Genomic DNA, 24,029 nt, shown 5'->3' on the forward strand with positions numbered 1-24,029 from the left:
AGTAGACTATTCAGTAAATTCGTTTATTTTTGAGCTTAACCGTCGTAACCAAGACTGCGGAGTGCCCGATCATCATCAGACCAACCAGATTTTACTTTCACCCAAAGCTTTAACATAACCTTTCGTTCAGCAAGCTCTTCAATTTCAATTCTTGCGGCTTGCCCAATTGACTTAATTCGAGATCCACCATCGCCAATCAAAATGTTTTTCTGGCCATTACGCTCTACCAAAATCGCAGCAGTAATAAATGTTGTATGTTCACCATCTTCAAACGCTTCAATTTCGACGGTGGATTCATACGGTAGCTCATCGCCCAATTGACGAGTGACTTTCTCGCGAATGATTTCGGCCGCTAAAAACCGCAAGCTACGATCAGTCACCTCCGTCTCTTCGAAAATATGTTCGCCTTCTGGCAAGTAGTTTGCTATCAGAGATTTCAAACGATCCAAGTTATCGTTTTGCAATGCTGACAATGGAATAATTTCTGCCACCTGTACTTTTGTAGATATTTTCTGTAAATAAGGTAGTAGCGAATCTTTCTTAGCGATTTGATCAATTTTATTGATGGCGAGAATAATCGGACTTTTACATTTCTTGAGTTGTTCAGCAATCATCGCGTCTTCTTCTTTCCATGCTGTTTTATCTAAGACAAAAACGACGACATCCACATCCATCATTGCCGACAATGCTGATCGATTCATGTAACGGTTAATTGCTTTCTTTTGACCAGAGTGCTGACCTGGCGTATCAACATAAATCGTTTGAACAGATCCCTGCGTATCAATTCCTAGAAAATTATGCCGAGTGGTTTGCGGCTTACGGGAGGTTATACTCAGCTTCTGACCAAGCAAATGATTTAACAAGGTAGACTTGCCGACGTTAGGGCGACCAACAATAGCCACATAGCCGCAACGCTTTACGTTTGCCGACTCGCTATTTTCCATCTTTTTGAATCACTTTTAGCACTTGTTCAGCAGCTTTCTTTTCGGCTTGCTGGCGACTCGTACCCACAGCGACAACCGGTAGTTTCAGCACGCTCACTTCGCAACTCACAGTAAACGATTGTTCGTGAGATTGACCTTCGACATGCGTAACGGAATAAACCGGCAAGGGCTCGCCTTTGGCTTGTAACCACTCTTGTAAGGATGACTTCGAATCTTTTCCCGAGCTTTCAAGGCTTACCGCGTTTAGTCTATCGGCGAACCATGCTAAAACACGATCCCGACATTGTACAAAATCACTATCTAGATAAATTGCAGCAATCAGCGCTTCAACTGTATCTGCCAAAATTGATTTACGACGAAACCCACCACTCTTTAGCTCGCCTTCCCCTAATAATAAACACTCGCCGATTTCAAAGTCCAAAGCTATCTTCGCTAAAGTATCCCCCTTTACCAATTGGGAGCGTAAGCGACTAAGCTGACCTTCTCGCATTTCAGGAAATTTTTCATACAGTGCTTCAGCAATAATTGTATTCAACAAAGAGTCACCTAAAAACTCTAGGCGCTCGTTATTTTCGCTAGCGGAACTTCGATGTGTTAATGCTTGTTGAAAGAGTTCTGGGCGTTTAAACGTATAACCCAGCAACCGAAGGAGACGTTGATGCTGCGTAGACTGTTGGAGTTTGTTATTCACTGACAGGATCGCAACACTCGTGTGGACGGGAGCTATCAAATTCGTTTTTAAATACAAATACGATGTCTATATTCTCGAAAAATGGTTCTCGAATTTCATAATTCATCTTAACTATAAATTTGTTTCTTTGGCGATCAATCTCAATGTTCTGAATCGACTCGTCACGCATATTATTAACCGAGAAATATTTCCTTAAATGCGAGCGAATATCAGAATTACTTAACCCTTCAATACCACCGTCTGCGTCCTCATAATCCGCCAAAGTTGAAAGTGCATCAGTGACAAAACGATTATTAAAATAAGGTGGCGCCACTTTAAATGCCACCCAGATAACGCCAGCAACGGACAGCAACAAAACGAGTATACCCAAATACGTCAAACCTAATTGTTTACGAAAAGCTTTCATAAATGTACTCCTGCTTTCTACAAGATTCTCCGAGACCAATACATAAGCGCCATGCTTAGCCGTGCCCTACAATTCTTGAGTAATTTATTAGCGAGAAACAAGAATCACTGAATTTTGCCAACCCTACTAAAACTAGGCAAGCTCAGCAACTTTTCCCAGTGCATCCAAATACCAAAGGCTTTACCAACAATGCGCTCTTCCGGAACCGTTGCTGTAACGCCATAGCTTTCCCATGCTCGACTATCGGAACTATTATCCCGGTTATCGCCCATCATAAAATAATGGCCTTCCGGAACCTTCCACTCTCCGCGCTGGCTAAGCCGCCCAGGAACTGAACATTTACGCATTATATGAGTCTTGTCACCAAGTTGCTCTTCCAATACCTGATAATGCTCATTCGGCCCGTAACAATCTTCGCCAATTTTGAGAGCTTCTTCACGTTCTTTAAATTTTTGCTCCACCAAGGCACCATTGATATATAGCTCACCCCGATCAATTTTCACCGTGTCTCCGGGCAAGCCGATAACGCGTTTTATAAAGTAACGCGTTTCGTGAGGAGGGAAAAACACCATCACATCACCACGTTTTGGCAGATTGATATCAATGACTTTAGTTCTGATAACAGGGAGTCGGATTCCATAGGTAAACTTATTCACCAAAATAAAATCTCCCACCTCTAAGGTAGGTACCATCGATTCCGACGGGATCTGAAAGGGCTCAACGATAAACGAACGCAGCACTAATACTATCGCCAAAACCGGAAAAAACGATTTTGAATATTCAACAACCACCGGCTCTTGCTTTGCCACGGCACAGGCGGTGTCGTAGGCGGCTTTCTTCTTTTCTTCAGTTAAGTCAACGCCAGTAAACTGTTTTTTGATGACGTCCAAAGATTGACGTCGCTTTTTAGCTAAAAAAATCCAGTCGAAAATGGCAACCAACCCGGTAAAAAATACCGCAATCACTAAAATAAGTGGAAAATTAATATCCATGTTTTCGTTCTTCTCTTTGTCTCTTCAATCCTCAATACCGAGGATTAATTTTAAATAAAATTAATACACTAACTATCGACTTTTAAAACCGCAAGAAAAGCTTCTTGGGGTATTTCCACATTACCAACTTGTTTCATACGTTTTTTACCCGCTTTCTGTTTTTCTAGAAGCTTCTTCTTGCGTGTAATATCTCCACCGTAACATTTCGCTGTAACATTCTTTCTTAAAGCTTTTACGGTAGAGCGACTTACAATATTGCCGCCGATTGCCGCCTGAATCGCCACATCGAACATCTGTCGAGGAATAAGCTCTTTCATTTTCTCCACCAAAGAGCGGCCTTTCGACTGGGCATGATCGCGATGAACGATTAGCGCTAATGCGTCAACGCGCTCAGCATTAATTAAGACGTCGAGACGAACCAGTTTCGCTTCTTGGAAATGTACAAAGTTATAATCCAAAGATGCGAAGCCTCGACTCACAGATTTTAGGCGATCAAAAAAGTCCATTACCACTTCATTCATCGGCAACAGATATTTCAGCGATACCTGACCACCAACGTATTGCAGATCTTTCTGAACGCCACGTTTTTCAATACACAAGGTGATGACGGGACCCAGATAGTTTTGTGGCACCAGGATATTTGCCTCGACTATAGGCTCTCTCATCTCCACAATCCGGCCTAAATCAGGCAACTTCGAAGGATTGTCGACATGAACCAGCTCGTCGTTGTTCAGCAGCACTTCATAAATAACAGTCGGTGCCGTAGTAATTAAATCAAGATCGTATTCTCGCTCCAATCTTTCCTGAATGATCTCCATATGCAGCATGCCGAGAAATCCGCAGCGAAACCCAAAGCCAAGCGCATCGGAACTTTCTGGTTCGTAGTACAGTGAAGCGTCATTCAGGGTTAGCTTACTCAATGCCTCGCGAAAACTCTCATAATCATCCGATGTTACTGGAAACATGCCGGCATACACTTGTGGCTTAACTTTTTTAAATCCTGGAACGCTGGCGATGTCCGTGGTGTTGCTATGGGTCAAAGTGTCGCCTACTGGCGCGCCGTGAATATCCTTAATGCCAGCAACCACAAAACCCACTTCACCGGCACTAATCTGTTTTGTTTTTTGCAGCTTCGGAGTGAAAACCCCTACACTGTCTACAACATGGGCTTTACCAATAGATTTGGTGACGATTTTATCTTTAACTTTTAGACAGCCATTTCTGACCCGCACTAAAGAAACCACGCCTAGATAGTTATCAAACCAGGAATCAATAATTAGCGCCTGCAACGGCGCATCAACATCACCCGTTGGCGCGGGCACGAGCTTCACCAATTGCTCCAACACGTCCTCAATACCCATACCAGATTTGGCACTACAGTGAACTGCCTCAGAGGCATCGATACCAATAATATCTTCAATTTCTTGCGCGACACGTTCCGGTTCCGCTTGCGGTAAATCCATTTTATTCAACACCGGAATAACTTCTAAACCTTGCTCTATCGCGGTATAACAATTGGCAACCGACTGTGCCTCTACTCCTTGTGCAGCATCTACAACCAGTAACGCCCCTTCACAGGCCGCCAAAGATCGAGACACCTCGTAAGAGAAATCCACATGCCCAGGCGTATCAATAAAATTTAACTGATAGGTTTTACCATCGCGAGCTGTATAAGGGAGATGAACACTCTGCGCTTTGATAGTAATTCCGCGCTCTCGCTCAATATCCATCGAGTCCAAAACCTGCGCCGCCATCTCGCGATCGGCTAAACCGCCGCAATGTTGGATGAAACGGTCCGCGATGGTGGATTTACCATGGTCTATATGGGCGATAATTGAAAAATTACGAATGTGGCTTAGGTCTGTCACTTGCTACCAAACTTGTTGAAAATCAATGGGTTAAAGGGAACTTGAGAGTGTAAAAAGTCGCCCAGTCTACCTTATTTGAAGCTCGGTTGGCAGCGCTAATTATCAAGTAAGTCTAGGTACGAGGAGTAATGAAGGGTGGATTGGTGGATAAGTTAAAATCTACAACAAAATGGATCAACTTATTGCTACAAGGTAAGCGAATAGGCTGATCCATTTTTACAGTAAAACCCAACTATTCTTCTATCGTTATCGGGTTAAACATGGGTCTTCCATTGCGAAAAAAGCGAATGGGTAGCGCTTCACCTGCAGGTAATTCTGCTACCAATTTTTCATAACTGCTCACATCGGTAATATCGTTAAAGTTGATCTGAACGATGATATCGCCAAGTACCAAACCTGCTTTCGCCGCAGCGCTATCCGGAGCGACTTTACTCACCAAAACACCACCAGAGACCTGTAGCTCTTCAGGTATATCTCCAAGCCCTTCAACGACCAAACCTAATCGATCGCCCGGAGAAACCGCTTGTGGCGTTGGTGCAGGCCCGCCTGCAAGCTCTCGGCTACCAGGTAAAGTACCCACTTCAATTTCAATTTTGCGCTCTTTCCTTTCTCGCATAATGACCACCGGAACTTTTGTCCCAGGAACGGTGTTGCCGACTGCTAAAGGCAAATCAGTGGATTCAATAATATCAATGCCGTTAAATTGGATTATCACGTCTAGAGGTTTAATACCTGACTTTCCCGCTGGACCATCGGGGAGCAAAGACATTACCAAAGCGCCACGTGCTTTCTTCAAACCCAATGCAGCCGCTTGTTCTTTGCTGACATCCTCTATTCCAACACCGAGATAACCACGATCAACACGGCCCTTGTTACGCAACTGCTCTACTACTCCAACCGCAGTGTCTGACGGAATTGCAAACGACAAGCCCATATAGCCACCGGACCGGGTAAAAATTTGCGAGTTAATTCCAACAACCTCACCGTCTAAATTAAACAGTGGTCCGCCAGAATTTCCCGGGTTGATGGCGACGTCAGTTTGAATAAATGGCACGTAATTACCGCTACTACCATCTTGGATACTTCGCCCTATCGCGCTAACAATTCCTTGGCTGGCAGAGAAATCCATGCCGAAAGGAGAACCGATTGCAACTACCCACTCCCCCGCTTTTAAGCGACTGGAATCAGAAAATTTCAAATAAGGCAGTTTTTTTCCATCGACTTTTAGCAACGCCAAATCGGATCTTGGATCAGTACCGATGACCTTAGCTTCGAATTCACGACGATCGATTGTTCGCACAGTAATTTCGTCTGCACCATCGACTACATGATTATTCGTTAACACGTAACCGTCGTCCGAAATAAAAAAACCGGAACCTAAACCGCGGGCTTCACGTTCGGGCACCTGCTCCTGATCAAAATAGCGCCTTAAGAAATCTGGAACATCCTGCTGATTTCCAAATGGACTTCTTTGACCGACATTGCTTACTGTCGACACCGTAGTAATTTTAACAACGGCGGGGGAAGCTTTTTCAATCAGGCCCGTGAAATCAGGAAGCTCTCTAGAAACAGCCGATACTGATACCAACATACTGATTAAAACGATAAAAAAAGATCTATTTGATTTCATGGATACAACCTCACTAAAAACACCCAAGGGTTAATGGTATGGGTGTGAAAACTCAAAAAACAACTGACACATTCAATTTTAGGCATTAAACATTGATCACATAAGATCAAAAACCAGGGAAAATTTCCGCATCACAATATTGAATAATTAAACTAAACGCTCGTGGCTCGAAACAATATCAATTATGACCGGCTGTGCATTTTTATCGCGACTCGATAAGACCGAATAAATTTTCACGGCGATACCACCACACAACAATCCAACGATTGCACCAAGAATCGATATAACTTCACTGTTAAATAAATACTGGCCAAGGACGCCACCAACCAGCATTAGGACGATAGGCAATAAATAGAGCAGTAAAGATGCAAAGACGATAACATTTTCTGGAATCGCTATTGATACTGAATCATTAACCTTAAATGAGCTCGAATCGCGCCCGTTAAGCAAAACCTTTATATAACTATTTTTAGACGCCCATTTCGCCAATAGACTTTGGCCGCAACCTTTTTGCGCCGAGCAACTCCCGCAAGAAGACTGACTGATCGTTTCAACCCAAACCCAGTCAGTATCAATTGCAACTATTCGCCCAGTTTCTTTTAACATTTACTACTCGATAAACTTAAGTTGAACCAATTTTATCTATTTTTCATCACGGCTTCACAGCCGCTGCGAGGGAAACTTTTTCTAAACTCGCAGCAATCTGCCTTGATGTCGCCAGTGGAATCTGACCAACAACATAAACACTGAATGGCTTTTTATCCCAAACACGGTGCTCAACATAGGCAACTGTAGCACCGGTTTGAGCTCTTCCCTGCATTGCCAACCCATTTTGCCGACTGACAAAAATTGAAAAACTCGCCAAGCCATCTGTGAACATCAACACAGCATCGCCTTTGTCGGTCGTTCGCTGGCCAGAATACACAAAACCGTTGGGAATCCAACGTGCAACCCACTCGGACTCTTCCGTTTTCACTTCGTCGCAATTAATTAAATCATTCTTTGCCGACAGTACATTTTGAGAACGCGGCAAGACATCTTCTTCAGTGACAATATCACCAACTTCCAACTGTACGAATTGAAAACGCTCTAACACTTTTTTGTTTTCACCAATCAACATTATTTTAAGCGGCAAGTTAGTTAACTTATCAACCGCATAGGTATAGCCATAACGGTGCCCATCAGCGGGTATCACGTGGACAACATAAGCCATCCTATTCGCAACACGTTCATCGCTAGCGAGGTAAACTCGATAATTTAATAATAGTTTTTTCGTCTCTTCTAAAGTAACGGGCAGACCGCGCAGCAGGCGATCACCTCGACTTAAGCAAGCAGGACTGTGGCCGGAACGAATAATTTCTCGTTCCCGGCCATTTAGTTTTTGTAGACGCTCAGTTTCGATATCATTCGCCACACGGTGAACGATTTTATAGGTATCGAGCGAGCCACCGACTTCAAAAGTAAACAAGCCCTTGTAATTTTTCGCTCGCACGGCTTCTGACATTTTCCCAAACAGCTCACTGATTTTCTGAACATTTTCTTCCAGATCTCCAGCGGCGAGTGCATTAACAGCGCATAGCGATAAAACAGCCGAATATAAAAAAGCCTTACTGATTTTCGAGACAAAGACTTTTCCGCCGAAACATGACCGTTGACAAACAGAGGGGGTATTAACAATTTTTGGGGATTGAACAGATTTTTTTCTAAGTATCACTTGATTCGAAAACCACTCTGATTTGAATAAAGCCAACAATAGAAAATAAATATACAGATAAATTTACCTAACGTTGTCTTCTGGAACACGAGCGTAAGGCAACAAACCCGTACTATTGTTTTGTGAAGAATTTTCTGCTTGCTCGAGCATAAATTGGCGTATTTGCTCTTTTACCCACTCATCTTGCAATTGCTGCTGGAGAGCACTTTGCGTATAAGCCTGCTGCGGAAGATTCGTTTGCTGTGGCGCCCGATTACTAACAGGTTGGATATTAATCGTGGGGATAATAGCATTATTACTGATGAACTGAGTGGGCTCTTCTTCACTAGCCAAATTATCTGCGCGTCCCGACGCTGAATCCGCCGTCAATAACGAAAATTGCTGTGAAGAAAATAAAACAACTGCTGCTACAGATGCCGCAATTGCGAAGCGGCCGGTATGAGCTTTCCAGCGATGGGAGTTAGAAGGCTTCGAAGAGTTCGCGCTGTCAATAAGCTCAGCGCTATCTTCAAAATCAATATCTGCAACAGCATTGCGCACCGAGTCTGCAAAACCTAAATGTTCTTTGCTTACACTTTCGCCCTGCATAGCCGCGCGAGCCAATTGTAGTCTTGCCCACTTGGAACGAATTTCGCTATCCTTTTCTGATTCACCCAACAAGCGTCGTAATTCCAATTCTGTCGCTTGATTATCAACTAGGGCTGACAATGATTCAAAAAGAGGGGAAAGATTTTGACTATTCGACATTCCAGATTTCGCCTTCATTCACAGTTCATTAATTTTAGTCGATTCAGCATTTCACTGAACCGTAAAAACTTCGATAATTCTTTGATTTTAATACAGTTTCATCTCAACACTATCACGCTCATCTGCTTTAAGCGCCTTACGGGATAACAATTTCGTTGAACTACTCCACCATCACCGCACTAAGCTGCCAAATAGGACAACAGTTCATAGACTTGGTTTCGGCCGAGGCAGATAAAAAACTCGAAAATACTTAACCTAGCGAAGCAGTCAACTATTTTATCGACGCCATCCCATCCATTAACACCTGGACTTGTTTATCAATCGCTTCACGCGCGCGGAAAATTCGTGATCTGACTGTCCCCATTGGACAGTCCATCACTTCCGCAATTTCTTCATAGCTAAGCCCTTCAAACTCCCGAAGGGTGACTGCAGTTTTTAAATCCTCAGGCAAAGCATCTATCGTTGCCTTAATCACAGCGTCCAACTCATCGCGAAACAACAAATTCTCCGGCGTTTCCTGGTCCTTCAACACCTCACTACCGCTATAAAACTCAGCATCATCCATATCAACATCGCTGGCAGGAGGCCTGCGGCTCCGTGCGACTAAATGATTTTTAGCGGTGTTAATCGCAATGCGATAGAGCCAAGTATAAAAAGCACTATCACCACGAAAATTTTTTAAGGCTCGATAGGCTTTAATAAATGCTTCTTGAGAGACATCATGAACTTCCCCATTGTCCCTAACATAGCGGCCCACAATCGCGAGTATTTTGTGCTGGTATTTAATAACCAGTAAATCAAAAGCTCGCTTGTCTCCATTTTGAACCCGCTCTACCAACTGCTGATCAGTTTCCTGCGCAGATTGCGCTGTCATCGAGTTACTCCCCAAACCACTACTACGGTGTCTCTTAAAATATTTGATTTTTTATCCACTAGATTCAAATCGATTTTCGCGACTGATCAAAGCTTACCCTGATACGGATTTTTAAGTGCGCTGTGCTAGACAAAAACGCTTAGTATAAGTTCACAATGCGACTATAGACAGGTCTTCAGGCTATTTCTTCGGATAAATTCTTGGGTCATCACATATTCGCCTAAATTTTAGGTGTCTAGCGATACCAGAGAGCCTCCCACAGCGCCAAAGTGTTGTATATACTAGCGCTCGATTAACTGCTCTATAGTTCCCACCCATCTATTGCTTTGCGGCCAACCACCCTTAAAACAAGACTTTCCCTTATGACTACTGATTTCTGTTACGACGTATTAATCATTGGCAGTGGTGCTGCGGGCCTATCCCTAGCCCTTAGCCTTTCTAAAGTCGGCAAAGTCGCGGTGCTCAGTAAAGGGAAATTACAAGACGGCTCAACTTGGTTTGCCCAAGGTGGAATCGCCGCGGTTCTCGACACAGAAGACTCGGTGGAAGACCACGTAGCGGACACATTGGCTTCTGGGCGCGGCTTGTGTCATGAAGATGCAGTTCGCTTTACGGTCGAGCGCAGTCGATCGGCGATCGAATGGCTGGTTAAACAGGGCGTGGAATTTACCCGCGATGAAAACAATCAAGACGACTTTCATCTCACCAAGGAAGGCGGACACAGTCATCGCCGGATTATCCATAGCGCCGACGCCACGGGACAAGCGGTTGAAAATACTTTAGTCAACCAAGTTAAGAATTCCGCGGTAGATTTATTCGAGCATCACATTGCTATCGATTTAATCACACAAGCCGATCTGCCAAGCAAAAAAATGCGCTGCACCGGCGCCTACGTTTTCGATCGACAAGCAGATAACATTAAAGTTTTCCAAGCGAAAACCGTCGTGCTTGCAACGGGCGGCGCGAGCAAAGTTTATCTTTATACTAGCAATCCAGATGGCGCCAGCGGCGACGGCATCGCAATGGCGTGGAGAAGCGGGTGTCGCGTCGCCAACATGGAATTCAATCAATTTCATCCAACCTGTTTGTACCACCCAAAAGCAAAATCTTTTTTATTAACCGAAGCGTTACGTGGTGAAGGCGCGCACCTAACACTACCCGATGGTACTCGCTTCATGGATCGCTTTGACGAAAGAGGCGAGCTTGCGCCTCGCGATACCGTTGCCCGCGCTATTGATCACGAAATGAAACGCCTAGGGTGCGATTGCCTGTATTTGGACATTAGCCACAAGAGTGAAGAGTTCATTAGCGAGCATTTCCCCACAGTTAAAGCCCGCTGCTTAGAATACGGCATTGATATTTGCAAAGATCGAATTCCTGTCGTACCCGCCGCGCACTACACTTGTGGAGGCATTGTAGTAGACAAATATGGTCGCACAGATTTGTTAAATCTCTATGCGATTGGCGAAACCACTTTTACCGGACTGCACGGCGCGAACCGAATTGCCAGCAATTCGTTGCTCGAGTGTATCGTGTTTGCACAATCTGCCGCGCAACATATTAGTGAAAATATTGCGACGATTTCAGAATCGACTCCCGCACCCAGTTGGGATGAATCCCGCGTAACAAATTCGGATGAAGACGTAGTTATCTCTCATAATTGGGATGAATTACGCCGCTTTATGTGGGATTACGTTGGTATCGTTCGCACGAAAAAGCGTTTAGAAAGAGCAACGCACCGTATTAAATTGCTGCAAAAAGAAATCGCTGAGTATTACAGCAATTATAAAATTGGTAACGATTGGATTGAATTGAGAAACTTATCTTTAGTTGCTGAATTAATTATCCGCTCGGCGATGGAACGCAAAGAAAGTAGAGGCTTACATTATTCTCTGGACTACCCAGAACTTTCGAACGTCGCTAAAGATACAATTTTGGTTCCAACTAACTTTGCTGCACAACAAATCGTGGTTGGATGATAATGATGGCTGGTTTTTTGAGAAATTTTACTTTGGATAAAGCACTTCTGAAACAACAGGGCTATTTAAGCGTGATTCAAACATACGCGGAGTTTGCGCAGATCATCATTTGACGTGTTATCGTTTAAAAAGTGAAGACAAAATAAATTCCCTTGTTCGGTTTTAAAATGCAAAATAATTAAGAAGGTGCTTACAAAAGCCTCACCCACTAAGTTTAGGGGTATTTTTTTGTCTTGCGCCAGCATCGACCAAGCCCCTTCAAAAAAAACCAAAGCACATGCACCAACAGCCGAATGCTTCCGCAATAGATATAAACCATGGCAAATAATCAACAAGTCGACCAAAACACAAAACCACAAAGGCAATGAGCTAAACCAGACCAAGGTTATAGCGACAGCGTGAATAACAGCGACAAATATTTTTAGTCGCGACGAAGATCGAAAATGAATAGTCAGCTTTTCACTCCGGTATTATCTCGAATAATATTCACTATTTTTAACAACTCAGAATCTTCTGGGTCAGTGCGTTTTAAGAACCAGGCGAACAGATCTTGATCTTCTTGATCCAACAATTGCCAATACCGCTGCTGATTTTCAGGATCCAACGTCGGGTAAACGTTTTCCACAAACGGCATCAGCACCAAATCCAATTCGAGCATACCGCGACGGCTTGCCCACATTAGTTTATTTTTTTCCATAATAAATGCATCTAGGTTTGTCAAAGTTCGCTATTATATAGGACTCCTGAACCCAGGTCGCAATTAAACCCCTATTCTTTGTAAGAAAATTATGTCCGAATCCCTCGAATCATGGCACAGCTTTTTAAAAAACCGCGGTGCTGTTTGGAACGATGAAGTTATCACCCAATTTAATACGACGGGAACAAATCCATCGGCTTCCAAGCTTATGATTGCAAATCATCTCGCTTACTTCCTGATTCGCGGCAAAGACGTCATCAAGTTTCTACAAGGCCAAGTCACCTGCGACATGAACTTGCTCTCGATTCAGCATTCGGTTTGCGGGGGACACTGTAATACCAAGGGCAGGATGGTATTTAGCTTCAGAGCAATCATGCTAATTGATGAAGCAGAATCAAAAACGGTGGCTTTAATCATGGATAAGGGCTTAATTGACACGGCGGCCAACACCTTAAAAAAATTCGCCGTGTTTTCGAAGGTGGAAATCATCGCTTCCCAAAACCATCAGTTGCTTGCGCTACAAGGTGTGCAATTAGAAAAAATCGATGCCCCAAACAACGTTCAAATTCCACAGAATATTAATCAATGCATCATCGATGAAGACAAAATATCGGTCAAGATAAGTGACGAGCGAGTGCTTCTGTTTATCCCCATCGAAAATTGTAAATCGATTTGGGAAAGCTATTCCAAAACATGTACAGAATACGGCGCACTATGCTGGGATCTCGCGGAAATCGCTGACGGCTTCGGTCATGTAAGAAAAGAAACTTCAGAAATGTTCATTCCTCAAATGCTCAACTACCAAGTTTTTGAAGGCGTCAGCTTTAAAAAGGGCTGTTATATTGGCCAAGAAGTCGTTGCTCGTATGCAATATCTTGGCAAATTAAAACGCCGTATGCGACGAGGGTTAATGGCGACGAACAAGCTTCTCCTTCCTGGAACCCCACTGTTTACAGCGGAGTCCTCTCAAAGCATCGGCAACATCGTGCTTGCAGCTCCTGTTGACGAAGCGCATTGCGAGATATTAGCGGTCGTTACGGATGACTCAAGTGACTCGGAATCCCTTTCAAACCAGGATAAAACTGCCAAAATAATCCGCTGGCTCCCCCTCCCCTATGCTATACCTAAATAAACGCAGTTAATTTTTTAGCGCTTTGAAAGCTCTGCTAAGACCTGAGAAATCCGAAACTCCGGATCGACATTGACTTTGCAGTGAGGCAAAAATGTCTGTCTCATCGCTCTATATGCGCCCATATTTTTGTTAGTTTTAGGGAAAAGTTCTTATGGATCAAATGGTTGAAGAAGTTCGCGCGGAGCTCATTAGCGCCATCGAGAACGATAAATTGGTACTCCCCACCCTCCCCGAGATCGCCTTACGAGTTCGCGAGGTCGCAGAGGATCCCAATGCCAGCATCGACCAGATGGTGACAGTCATCGGCCACGATGCCGCGCTAACTATCCGGATTATCAAAGTCGCGAATAGCCCTCTGTTACGCGCCGCACATAAAATCGAAGATTTGAAAATGGCGCTCATGCGCTTGGGTATCGAATATACCTGCAACCTAGCCACCGGCCTTGCCATGGAGCAAATGTACCAGGCAACATCAGACATGGTTGATCGCCGACTACGTGAAGTCTGGAGCCACTCTAGTGAAATTGCAGGCCTCTGTTATATCCTCTGCAAGCATCGCTCTAATTTAAAAGTCGACAAAGCAGCTCTCGCTGGTTTAGTTCACAAAATTGGTGTACTGCCAATCTTAACTTTCGCTGAAGAAAATTCTCGCCTACTTAAAGACAGCTTCTCCCTCGATCTTGTCATCGAACAGCTACACCCAGAAATCGGTGAACTGATTTTACGTAACTGGAATTTCCCCGAAGAATTAATTGGCGTACCTAAAAATTATATGGATTTTAATCGTGACATCGCCGAGGCCGATTACACCGATTTGGTAACCGTCGCGACCTTACAAAGCTATATCGGTTCCGATCATCCCCTCGCGAGTATTGACTACTCAACAGTAGGCGCTTTCGCTCGCTTAGGAATTGATACAGATTTTGATGAGAACGATGAGAATTTGGCTGACGAAATGGAAGCCGCGATGTCCCTTTTAACCGGCTAAGAAATTTAGTCGGACTCCTTTCTTGTTATAGATTTCACTTCTTCAGTCGGCCTGGCTGGGCACTTGCCAGTCGATCGCTTCCAGTCCGGCAGAAATCAAATAATCATTGGTTTTTGAAAAATGTTTGTTACCAAGAAAACCGCGATGAGCAGAAAATGGCGAAGGGTGTGGTGACTGTAAAACTAAATTTCGATTGCGATCGATAAACTCGCCTTTCTTTTGCGCGTAACTTCCCCACAACAAATAAACTAAGCCTTGCCGTTGCTCATTGAGTGCGCGAATCACAGAATCAGTAAATTCCTCCCACCCTTTACCCTGATGTGCACCTGCTTTGCCATGTTCAACAGTTAACATTGCATTTAAAAGTAGCACCCCCTGATTTGCCCAAGCTTGCAAAGAACCGTGGTCTGGCTGTTGCACTCCCACATCCGTCGCTAGCTCTTTATAAATATTTTTCAAACTTGGTGGCAAGGGAACACCGGGCATCACAGAAAAACATAAACCGTGTGCTTGGTTGGGACCGTGATAAGGGTCCTGGCCTAGAATAACTACTTTAACTTGATCGAAGGGTGTTGAATTTAATGCGTTGAAAATCAAATCGCCCGGCGGATATATTTTCTTTCCCTGTTGCTTTTCTACCTTCAAAAACGCCTTGAGTGCACGCATATAAGGCTTTTCAAATTCATCCGCCAAAATTTGCAACCAGGACGCTTCTAATTTGACGGCGTTATTCTGCATTGGACTCGTTAATTGTTTCTCGACGCATGTGTGGGAACAGCAACACATCACGAATACTGGGAGAATTCGTTAATAGCATCACTAAACGATCAATACCAATACCTTCACCCGCAGTCGGCGGCAAACCGTGCTCTAGTGCGCGAATATAATCTTCATCAAAATGCATCGCCTCATCATCACCTGCTTCTTTTTCCAAAACTTGTGCCTGAAAACGATCGGCTTGATCTTCTGGATCATTTAGCTCCGAAAAACCGTTGGCAATTTCACGGCCACCAACGAAAAATTCAAAGCGATCGGTAACGAAAGGGTTCTCATTACTACGCCGCGCCAAAGGAGATACTTCAGTTGGATATTGAGTAATGAACGTGGGTTGATCCAAGCGATGTTCGACTGTTTTCTCGAATATCTCTATTTGAATTTTTCCTAAACCATAAGAATCTTTTAATGGCACGCCTTTGGCTTTAGCAATCGCAGTAGCGCCCTCGATTGTATTCAAATCGTCTGGGCTAATATCCTCATTAAAATGCAGTATCGAGTCAAACACCGACAAACGTTGGAAGGGCTTGGCGAAATCGTATTCGCTCTCTTGATAAACAACCGTCGTCGAACCTAAAACTTCCTGACACAGATTGCGTAACATATCTTCCGTCAAGTTCATTAAATCGTTGTAATCCGCATAGGCTTGATAAAATTCCAACATGGTAAATTCTGGATTGTGTCGAGTCGACAAACCTTCGTTTCGAAAATTTCGATTAATTTCGTAAACTCGCTCAAAACCGCCCACGACCAAACGCTTAAGATACAGTTCTGGGGCAATACGTAAAAACATTTCCTGATCTAAAGCGTGGTGGTGAGTAACAAACGGCTTTGCCGTCGCGCCGCCGGGAACACTTTGCATCATCGGTGTTTCCACTTCCATAAAATCATGTTGATTTAAATAGTGACGAATAAAATCAACTGTCTTTGAGCGAATTCGAAACACATCGCGCACTTCTGGATTAATAATTAGATCAACATAACGTTGTCGATAACGCTGCTCTGTATTTTGTAATCCGTGGTATTTATCAGGTAATGGACGCAGAGATTTTACTAGCAAATCATAATCTTCGAGATTGACGTAAAGATCTCCTTTGCCCGACTTATGTAGGACACCGCGCACACCGACAATATCGCCTATGTCCCAAACGCCCCAATTTTCTTTAATGGTATTCTGCGTATTTTTATCTGCATAGAGTTGTATCTGCCCAGTCATATCTTGCAGCACCATAAAGGGGCCGCGTTTTGCCATTACTCGGCCGGCAACGCTGACGGTTTGATTCAGGTGCTCAAGCTCCTCTTTGCTATGATCACCGAATTGACCCTGTAAACGTTTAGCATAATCTTCTCGCCGAAAGGCATTGGGAAAAGCATTCTGCTTTTCTCGAATTGCTGCCAATTTTTCTCGCCGCTCAGCGATCAATTTATTTTCGTCTTGCGCCTCATCCGCTTTTTTCTCGGCGTTGGTTTCAACGGATTTATTTTTACTCATAACATTTCTCACTTGTAAAAAGCATAATTTGTTTTTCGATTTTCAGGTTAACTTACAAACCCGCCTTCAAACTCGCCTCAATAAACAGATCGAGATCGCCATCTAACACATTCTGACAATTGCTCGTTTGCACGCCCGTCCTTAAATCTTTAATTCGCTGATCATCCAAAACGTAAGAGCGGATCTGACTACCCCAACCAATGTCGGCTTTATTATCTTCTAACTCTTGCTTCGCGGTATTCCGCTTATGAATTTCTTGCTCATATAATTTAGCGCGTAACATTTTCATCGCGTGATCACGGTTTTGATGTTGCGAACGCTCGCTTTGGCACTGTACGACAATACCAGACGGCATGTGAGTTAAGCGAATAGCCGAATCGGTTTTGTTAACGTGTTGCCCACCAGCGCCGCTCGCTCGATAAGTATCAACCCGCAAATCCGCGGGATTAATATCAATCTCGATATCATCGTCAATTTCTGGAGAAACAAAGATTGAACAAAATGACGTATGCCGTCGACTACCAGAATCAAATGGAGACTTTCTCACCAAGCGATGAACACCGGTTTCGGTTCGCAGCCAACCAAAGGCGTACTCGCCTTCAAATCGAATAGTTGCACTCTTGATACCTGCGACCTCACCGGGAGAGACTTCTTCAAGTACTGTTTTAAAGCCTTTACTTTCTCCCCAGCGCAAATACATCCGTAGCACCATTTCCGCCCAATCTTGCGCTTCCGTGCCGCCAGAGCCGGATTGCACATCCAAGTAAGCGTTATTGGGATCCATTTCGCCTGAGAACATCCGACGAAATTCCAACAGTTCGAGCTGTTGATTCAATTTATCAATTTCAGATTCGATATCGGCTACAGTGTCGACGTCGTTTTCGTCAGCGGCAATTTCCAATAACTCGCGATTATCAGCAACACCAGAGTCCATGGTTTCAATCGTATTCACGACAATTTCCAAGGAGGAACGTTCGCGTCCTAGGTCTTGCGCGCGCTTCGGCTCATCCCAAACTGAAGGCTCGGCAAGTTCTAGCTCGACTTCAGCAAGTCGCTCCTTTTTATTATCGTAGTCAAAGATACCCCCTAAGCGTGTCAGTGCGTTGCTGAATATCTTTGAGGGTTTGGAGGAGAGGCGCTATTTCCATGACTTTCTATGCTTGCTCGGATTCAAAAGGCAGCGATTGTAACCTAATCCACTTGAGCAACTCTAGCGACGAAAGCCATGGATGGATGGCTAGGGCAAATATAGCTATAGGATTTTATAGATGCTGTAAGCAGTTTTGCCATCTATTCGCTTACCAATACCGATGGCAATTAAATTATTCAGGTAGCGATATTTTTCAGCGTCGGTTTCAAATTTTGGCACGACGCGCCAATAGGTGCCGGTTTCAGAGCGACTGAGTATTCCGCTGTAAGACATGTAGATGAGCGCTTCATCGTCTGTCTTCAAGGTCACCCTAACATCCAGCTCGCTAACACCATCAGCGCGAGTTTTTATCCAATCGGCACCAACATTCAATACGGTTCCCACGAGATTGGGACCTTCGAAACGCCCACCGGTTATCGGTACAATTCTACGCCCGCCAATGGTCTGCGCTGTTTCAGTATCGATAATGAAATCCATCAGAAACTCACCTTGGAGTTCATTTCTATCAGCCGTATTTTCTTGCGACCAGGCATTGCCCGCCATTCCGACAACTGTTACTAAGATCACAATTAAAATGTTACCCAGCGCTTTCATTTGTTCTCCAAATTTACTCATTATTTGTTTGCACACTGTTATTTGTCGCGTATCTAACGATACCGATTAGCAGCGAGGACAAGCGCGTTACTTTAGCCCAATCCCACCGTGAATTTAAGTACTCTTGAAGATCGAATGCGCATAAAAAGGGATATTTAATTCAATTAATTTTTATTCAAAAGCGCAACATAAGGAAGGATTTTAATATTCTTCATATTCATTGATTTCATCGATCTGATAGTTGAGAGTCCATAAGTCATAAAGCAAGCCAATACCGAAAAGACCCAAGGTACACAGGTATATCAAACCCGTAATCCATTTCCCCATATACATTCGATGAACCCCAAATACACCAAGAAAAACCAGTAATAACCAAGCTACAGAATAATCAATTGGCCCGTCGATAAAACGCGAATCTGCTTCATCAGCCATACTTGGGATCAGAAAAATATCAATAATCCATCCAACCCCCAACAACCCCAAGGTAAAAAACCATAAGGTACCGGATAGCGGTTTGCCAAAATAGAAACGATGCGCGCCGATAAACCCGAAAATCCATGCCAGGTATCCGACTAACACCGAATGCGTAGGGTAACGATTCATTGGATAGCTCCACCTACGAACTAGGCTTGATGAAAATTCGGCTTATTATAAAAGCCGACGAAAACTGGAAGCTCGTTAACTAGTGTTAACATTTGACGCGCCAGCCTATAAGTCCAATTTCCAACTTTGCACCAGACTCATGGTTTCATCACTTCTTCACATGGCCTACACTTGCACCCTCTGAACGCCATAACGCCAAACTCCCTATGACACGTGATCTTTTTTCGGCCCCAACACCATCCGCGAGAGATGTACTTTCCGTCGGACAGCTAAATCATAAAGCCCGACAACTACTCGAAACGCATCTGTCCTTGACCTGGGTTGAGGGAGAGATGTCGAATGTTGCAACACCCTCCTCTGGTCATTGGTATTTCACCTTAAAAGATGCTGACGCGCAGATCCGCTGTGCCATGTTCCGCAATAGGAACAGTCTAGTTAGATTCAAGCCTGAGCAAGGTAAACAAGTTGTTATTCGAGGCCGTGTCAGCTTGTACGAAGGTCGCGGAGAATATCAGCTCATTGCTGAACATATCGAAGAAGCGGGTTTTGGTGTATTGCAACGGGCCTTCGACGCTCTCAAAGCGAAATTAAACAAAGAAGGTTTATTTGACGAGAAACACAAGCAGGCAATACCCGAGTTACCCAAACACATTGGTATTGTTACCTCACCCACCGGCGCCGCAATTCGAGATATATTGCACGTGTTAAAACGGCGCTTTGCGGGTATTCCCGTCACTATTATCCCGGTAGCCGTTCAAGGCGATGGTTCTGCGAAACAAATTGTTCAGGCCATCGAAACCGCGAATGAAATTAAGAAATTTGATGTCCTGCTATTATCGCGCGGCGGTGGCTCACTCGAAGATTTATGGCCTTTCAATGAAGAAATTGTTGCCCGCGCAATCTTCGCCAGCAAACTTCCCATCGTCAGCGCAGTAGGACATGAAGTGGATTTCACCATTTCAGATTTTGTTGCTGATCTACGCGCGCCGACTCCATCAGCCGCTGCCGAACTCTTAAGCCCAGATGGTGATGACTGGCTCGAAACCTTTGCGGGTTACGAAATATTATTGAGCCAATCAATAAAACGTTTATTAGCACATGCGCGACAACTGAACAGTGGTTTAGCCGCGCGACTAAGACATCCTGGTGAACGCCTACAAAGTCGTGCCCAGCACTTAGACACACTGGAGATTCGTTTACGCCGAGCAATGAATTTCCAATTTCATGATGCGAATACGACTTTCAACAGCTTGTTAAAACGGTATCGGCGCTGCGTCCCTAGCGCTCAAATCAATCGTTCCAAAAAGAATTTAGTTCAACTTAATCAAAACCTCATGTCGACACTGCGGCATTTGATGAAATTTCAACAACAAAAATTTTCCAGTGTTGTGGAAGCCTTGGATACCGTCAGCCCGCTCAATACGATTCAACGTGGTTACAGTATCCTAGTGAATGAGCAAGGCGAAATAATTCGCGATGCCAGTAGTTTGAACAAAGGGCAACGAATTAAAGCCAAGCTTGCCAAGGGCCAAGTTGTCGCAAAAGTCGAGGCAATCGAAGCAGAACAAACAGATCTTCATAGCCTGCTCGATGCCAAATAACTAAGCCTCACAGGAAGCGCTTATTCGGACACCAGGCTGATTGCTCCCTCTGAAAAATACCAGTAGACTCAGCACCTCTTGTCGGGGCGCGCTTTAGAGCTTCACATCACTGTGAATCAAAGCGCTGAGATCAGACTTCTGAACCCGTCGAACCTGATCAGGTTGAAACCTGCGTAGGAAACAAGATTTGATATGAAGCGTCTCATGCCAACCTTTTTCACTTATCGTTTTTTCCCGTCATGAATATTGCCATTGTTGGTGCTGGACTGTTAGGTCGCTTGCTTGCGTGGCGTCTGCTATCAACGGGTCACTCGGTAAGCCTCACCGAAAGCGGATCGCTGGAAAATCCTCATAGCGCCGCCTATACCGCAGCAGCAATGATTTCACCACTAAGTGAAGTTGTCGTCAGTGATCGTTTAATTTTCGATATGGGTCTAAGCTCTCTTTCACTGTGGCCACGATGGATTGAAACGCTAAATCGCGAAACGCCAAATTTACCTTCTGTCTCTTACTCCGCGCAAGGCAGCATTGCCGTCGCTCACCAACTGGATCATTCTGAGTTGGCGCAATTTAAAAATGAAATCGCGGCCAAACTAAAACATGACGACACTAGTAGCTGGCTAAACAAGCTTGAAATTAGCGAGCTAGAACCTGCTCTAGCCCATTTTCACCACGCTTTATTTTTACCCGGTGAAGCACATCTTGATAACCGCCAACTGTTAAGCAGCCTTCTGGTTGCTATTCGTCAACTCGGCGGAAAATGCACAGAAAACAATTCCGTCGATTTAAACAATGGCGACGATCAAAAACAATTTAACGATGCGGATTGGATTTTGGATTGCCGAGGTATGGGAGCGAAAACCACATCGAACCAATTACGCGGTGTACGCGGAGAAGTGATGTGGGTCGAGGGCAAAGATGTTGAACTGAGTCGCCCAGTGCGCTTAATGCACCCTCGCTACAAACTTTATATTGTGCCAAAACCAAACAATCAATTTATTATTGGTGCAACAGAAATAGAAAGCGAAGATTCTTCTCCAATCAGTTTACAATCAAACCTTGAGCTAGCCAGTGCGCTTTATACTATCAACCCAGCATTCTCAGAAGCCCGAGTAATTGAAACTGACACCAATTTGCGGCCAACATTTCGTGACAATTTACCGAAAGTTCAACGACTCCATCCGTACGGGAATGGGGCGAAAAATAACATCTTACAAATTAATGGGTTGTATCGTCATGGTTATTTACTGGCCCCTACTATTGTTGAGCACATTTCAAACTGGATAGAAGAGAAACAACCCGGAAATTTTTGGTCAGCTATTTATCACGATCACGAAACGGCCTATCACGAAGTCACTCATCGAGAGAAAAGCCACAGAAACACAAGCCATCAAACTAATTTAACTACCAGTAATATAAAGTGAAATGATTAACGTCAGTTTAAATAACAAAACTATTAACCTGCCAGACTCGCAACTTGTCTCCGCTATTAAAGCGAGCGACATAGGTGAACAAAAATTTGCCGTCGCGGTGAACGGAAATTTTATTCCTCGCGCTGAATATGCAAAGGTACAACTGAATAATGGCGATCAAATAGATATCGTCTCTCCGGTGGGAGGAGGCTGATGGAAAACGATAAACTGCAACTGTACGGTGAATTATTTTCCAACCGCTTGCTCCTTGGTACGGCTTTATATCCATCCCTTCAATCTATGCTCGACGCTATTAACGATGCTCAGGTAGATATCGTCACTCTCGGTTTGCGCCGCCAAGATCCCAACAACCAAGGCGGCGATAGTTTTTGGCAAGCCATAAAACAAAGTAATAAAAAACTACTTCCCAATACTGCGGGCTGCAAATCAGTGAAAGAAGCGATTAACACCGCTGAAATGTCACGGGAATTATTTGAAACAGATTGGTTAAAATTAGAAGTGATCGGCGACGATTACAATTTACAACCTGACCCATTCGCTTTACTCGAAGCCGCAGCCGATCTAATAAAAAGAGGCTTTAAAGTCCTCCCCTATTGCACCGACGATTTAGTTTTATGCCAAAGACTATTGGATGTCGGCTGTGAAGTTTTAATGCCCTGGGGAGCCCCAATAGGTACCGGCAAAGGACTAGTCAACAAAACCAATTTATTGACGATTAGAAAACGCCTACCGGACACACCACTAATTATTGACGCCGGAATTGGCGCGCCTTCACAGGCCTGTGAAGCGATGGAAATGGGATATGACGGCGTCCTATTGAATACAGCTGTTGCGAATGCCCAAGAACCCGCAAAAATGGCTAGGGCTTTCGCTGACGCAATCAAAGCCGGACGTGAGGCCTACTTAGCAGGTTTAATGTTAACGCGACAAACCGCGAGCCCGAGCACTCCGACTATAGGCCAACCGTTTTGGCACCAAAAAACCGAAAAGTAATTTATTTTATGAATCGAAGTAGGACGTTAAATTGCGCTGGAACCAAGAGGATATGCCTTCCATGGCATTATGTAGGAAGCATGATTAAATAAGAAATTTAAATCGGCGAAGACCCTACATCAAATATTAGGTATATATTTCACCGCTCCTAATGATACGACGGCTGGCCTCGGTACAGCCCCCTAAACTCTTTTCCATCTCGCCATTTAGAATAGAGTTTACCGTTTAACTTAATCATTTCCTGCTCTTCCAAAGCAGCGGAATCTGTAAAGTGCTCACAATTGGCTTGTTTTTTTATAGGTAGCTCTACGATATTTCTTTCTGAAGCAGAATTATCTGAGGGTTTCAAACCTTGCAGAATCGCACCTGGACCTGCCATTGATATTAAACGACTATAAGCCAATCCTAATTCTTGCGAATCAGTCATATCAACGTATTCATGTAGCATTTGCAGAAATTCAGGATGAGATAGTTTTAGCTTTATATCTAATTCTTCTTTTACCACTTGAATACATGCTTTGGCATAACGAATGGCTTGCGGGTTTAACATCCAAGACTTATCCATGACCACGACCTTCAATGAGAACTGTGTTTTAATAAACTGTAGCTCAAGCAGCAAATTTTAATTGTTAATCGATCACAAATTTTAAGAAAAACTGCCATTCTTTTATATTTTTTTGGAGTAGCTTGCACTTAAATCATTTTAATTTGTTACCAAGGTTGCTGG

General features: G+C 44.0%; 25 protein-coding genes and 1 riboswitch. Of the genes, 7 read left to right on the forward strand and 18 right to left on the reverse strand.

Going from position 1 to position 24,029, the window contains the following annotated elements; all coding sequences use genetic code 11:
• Positions 1-35: 35 nt before the first annotated feature.
• From era to rpoE, 10 genes are all read right to left on the reverse strand, one after another.
• On the reverse strand, positions 36-944 hold the full coding sequence (era, locus tag ACYUCY_RS10265) for a GTPase Era (protein WP_460226394.1): 909 nt from the start codon (positions 942-944) through the stop codon (positions 36-38).
• Positions 934-1,635, reverse strand: coding sequence for a ribonuclease III (gene rnc, locus ACYUCY_RS10270; RefSeq protein ID WP_460226395.1), 702 nt, complete (start codon positions 1,633-1,635; stop codon positions 934-936). The genes era and rnc overlap by 11 nt, the downstream gene beginning before the upstream one ends.
• A complete protein-coding gene (locus tag ACYUCY_RS10275) occupies positions 1,628-2,041 on the reverse strand; it encodes a DUF4845 domain-containing protein (RefSeq protein ID WP_460226396.1) in 414 nt (137 codons plus the stop codon). The genes rnc and ACYUCY_RS10275 overlap by 8 nt, the downstream gene beginning before the upstream one ends.
• Before the next feature lie 104 nt (positions 2,042-2,145).
• Positions 2,146-3,033: a signal peptidase I gene (gene lepB / locus ACYUCY_RS10280; protein ID WP_460226397.1), complete on the reverse strand. Its 888-nt coding sequence runs from the start codon at positions 3,031-3,033 to the stop codon at positions 2,146-2,148.
• Positions 3,034-3,101: 68 nt separating this feature from the next.
• Complete coding sequence (lepA, locus tag ACYUCY_RS10285) at positions 3,102-4,901, reverse strand: translation elongation factor 4 (protein ID WP_460226398.1); 1,800 nt, start codon at positions 4,899-4,901, stop codon at positions 3,102-3,104.
• Between the two features lie 232 nt (positions 4,902-5,133).
• Entirely contained in the window at positions 5,134-6,531 is a 1,398-nt protein-coding gene (locus ACYUCY_RS10290; protein ID WP_460226399.1) for a trypsin-like peptidase domain-containing protein, read from the reverse strand.
• Between the two features lie 147 nt (positions 6,532-6,678).
• Positions 6,679-7,137 carry a SoxR reducing system RseC family protein gene (locus ACYUCY_RS10295; RefSeq protein WP_460226400.1) on the reverse strand — a complete coding sequence of 153 codons (459 nt, stop codon included), beginning with the start codon at positions 7,135-7,137 and terminating at the stop codon, positions 6,679-6,681.
• 46 nt (positions 7,138-7,183) lie between these two features.
• On the reverse strand, positions 7,184-8,245 hold the full coding sequence (locus ACYUCY_RS10300) for a MucB/RseB C-terminal domain-containing protein (RefSeq protein WP_460226401.1): 1,062 nt from the start codon (positions 8,243-8,245) through the stop codon (positions 7,184-7,186).
• 63 nt (positions 8,246-8,308) lie between these two features.
• On the reverse strand, positions 8,309-8,992 hold the full coding sequence (locus ACYUCY_RS10305) for a sigma-E factor negative regulatory protein (RefSeq protein ID WP_460226402.1): 684 nt from the start codon (positions 8,990-8,992) through the stop codon (positions 8,309-8,311).
• Positions 8,993-9,263: 271 nt separating this feature from the next.
• Positions 9,264-9,866, reverse strand: a complete 603-nt coding sequence (gene rpoE / locus ACYUCY_RS10310; RefSeq protein WP_460226403.1) for an RNA polymerase sigma factor RpoE — start codon at positions 9,864-9,866, stop codon at positions 9,264-9,266.
• A gap of 362 nt (positions 9,867-10,228) precedes the next feature.
• Between rpoE and nadB the strand changes: the two genes are divergently transcribed.
• On the forward strand, positions 10,229-11,845 hold the full coding sequence (gene nadB / locus ACYUCY_RS10315) for an L-aspartate oxidase (RefSeq protein WP_460226404.1): 1,617 nt from the start codon (positions 10,229-10,231) through the stop codon (positions 11,843-11,845).
• Positions 11,846-11,910: 65 nt separating this feature from the next.
• Here nadB and ACYUCY_RS10320 read toward each other — a convergent pair whose 3' ends face one another.
• Both ACYUCY_RS10320 and ACYUCY_RS10325 read right to left on the reverse strand, forming a co-directional pair.
• Positions 11,911-12,300 carry a protein YgfX gene (locus tag ACYUCY_RS10320; RefSeq protein WP_460226677.1) on the reverse strand — a complete coding sequence of 130 codons (390 nt, stop codon included), beginning with the start codon at positions 12,298-12,300 and terminating at the stop codon, positions 11,911-11,913.
• Complete coding sequence (locus ACYUCY_RS10325) at positions 12,297-12,542, reverse strand: FAD assembly factor SdhE (protein WP_460226405.1); 246 nt, start codon at positions 12,540-12,542, stop codon at positions 12,297-12,299. The genes ACYUCY_RS10320 and ACYUCY_RS10325 overlap by 4 nt, the downstream gene beginning before the upstream one ends.
• Positions 12,543-12,633: 91 nt before the next feature.
• Between ACYUCY_RS10325 and ygfZ the strand changes: the two genes are divergently transcribed.
• The gene (gene ygfZ, locus ACYUCY_RS10330) at positions 12,634-13,674 is read left to right on the forward strand and encodes a CAF17-like 4Fe-4S cluster assembly/insertion protein YgfZ (protein WP_460226406.1); all 1,041 of its coding nucleotides are present in this window, start codon (positions 12,634-12,636) and stop codon (positions 13,672-13,674) included.
• A gap of 151 nt (positions 13,675-13,825) precedes the next feature.
• Complete coding sequence (locus ACYUCY_RS10335; protein WP_460226407.1) at positions 13,826-14,662, forward strand: HDOD domain-containing protein; 837 nt, start codon at positions 13,826-13,828, stop codon at positions 14,660-14,662.
• A gap of 42 nt (positions 14,663-14,704) precedes the next feature.
• Here the strand turns inward: ACYUCY_RS10335 and ung are convergent, their stop codons facing one another.
• The 5 genes from ung to ACYUCY_RS10360 all read right to left on the reverse strand — a co-directional run bounded on the left by ung (position 14,705) and on the right by ACYUCY_RS10360 (position 19,275).
• Complete coding sequence (gene ung / locus ACYUCY_RS10340) at positions 14,705-15,400, reverse strand: uracil-DNA glycosylase (RefSeq protein WP_460226408.1); 696 nt, start codon at positions 15,398-15,400, stop codon at positions 14,705-14,707.
• Positions 15,390-16,928 carry a lysine--tRNA ligase gene (gene lysS, locus ACYUCY_RS10345; protein ID WP_460226409.1) on the reverse strand — a complete coding sequence of 513 codons (1,539 nt, stop codon included), beginning with the start codon at positions 16,926-16,928 and terminating at the stop codon, positions 15,390-15,392. Before lysS ends, ung begins: the two co-directional genes overlap by 11 nt.
• Positions 16,929-16,980: 52 nt before the next feature.
• Positions 16,981-18,076, reverse strand: a protein-coding gene (prfB, locus tag ACYUCY_RS10350) for a peptide chain release factor 2 (protein ID WP_460226410.1) whose coding sequence is annotated in 2 segments (ribosomal slippage) — positions 16,981-18,003 and positions 18,005-18,076 — 1,095 coding nt in all. Because the reading frame shifts where the segments join, the coding sequence is not laid out codon by codon here.
• Positions 18,077-18,180: 104 nt separating this feature from the next.
• Positions 18,181-18,693 (reverse strand): DUF3237 domain-containing protein, encoded by a 513-nt coding sequence (locus ACYUCY_RS10355; RefSeq protein WP_460226411.1) that lies wholly within the window; start codon positions 18,691-18,693, stop codon positions 18,181-18,183.
• A 180-nt stretch (positions 18,694-18,873) separates the two neighbouring features.
• The gene (locus tag ACYUCY_RS10360) at positions 18,874-19,275 is read right to left on the reverse strand and encodes an NINE protein (RefSeq protein ID WP_460226412.1); all 402 of its coding nucleotides are present in this window, start codon (positions 19,273-19,275) and stop codon (positions 18,874-18,876) included.
• Positions 19,276-19,481: 206 nt separating this feature from the next.
• Here ACYUCY_RS10360 and xseA point away from each other — a divergent pair, with 206 nt between their 5' ends.
• The 4 genes from xseA (at position 19,482) to ACYUCY_RS10380 (ending at position 23,302) form a co-directional block, all read left to right on the forward strand.
• A complete protein-coding gene (gene xseA, locus ACYUCY_RS10365; protein WP_460226413.1) occupies positions 19,482-20,876 on the forward strand; it encodes an exodeoxyribonuclease VII large subunit in 1,395 nt (464 codons plus the stop codon).
• 72 nt (positions 20,877-20,948) lie between these two features.
• Positions 20,949-21,073, forward strand: a riboswitch (TPP riboswitch).
• A 42-nt stretch (positions 21,074-21,115) separates the two neighbouring features.
• Complete coding sequence (gene thiO, locus ACYUCY_RS10370) at positions 21,116-22,300, forward strand: glycine oxidase ThiO (protein WP_460226414.1); 1,185 nt, start codon at positions 21,116-21,118, stop codon at positions 22,298-22,300.
• Between the two features lies 1 nt (position 22,301).
• Positions 22,302-22,502 carry a sulfur carrier protein ThiS gene (thiS, locus tag ACYUCY_RS10375; RefSeq protein WP_460226415.1) on the forward strand — a complete coding sequence of 67 codons (201 nt, stop codon included), beginning with the start codon at positions 22,302-22,304 and terminating at the stop codon, positions 22,500-22,502.
• Entirely contained in the window at positions 22,502-23,302 is an 801-nt protein-coding gene (locus ACYUCY_RS10380) for a thiazole synthase (protein ID WP_460226416.1), read from the forward strand. The genes thiS and ACYUCY_RS10380 overlap by 1 nt, the downstream gene beginning before the upstream one ends.
• 148 nt (positions 23,303-23,450) lie before the next feature.
• Here the strand turns inward: ACYUCY_RS10380 and ACYUCY_RS10385 are convergent, their stop codons facing one another.
• On the reverse strand, positions 23,451-23,867 hold the full coding sequence (locus ACYUCY_RS10385) for a hypothetical protein (protein ID WP_460226417.1): 417 nt from the start codon (positions 23,865-23,867) through the stop codon (positions 23,451-23,453).
• Positions 23,868-24,029 lie beyond the last annotated feature (162 nt).

The organism is Aurantivibrio infirmus (assembly GCF_054767315.1).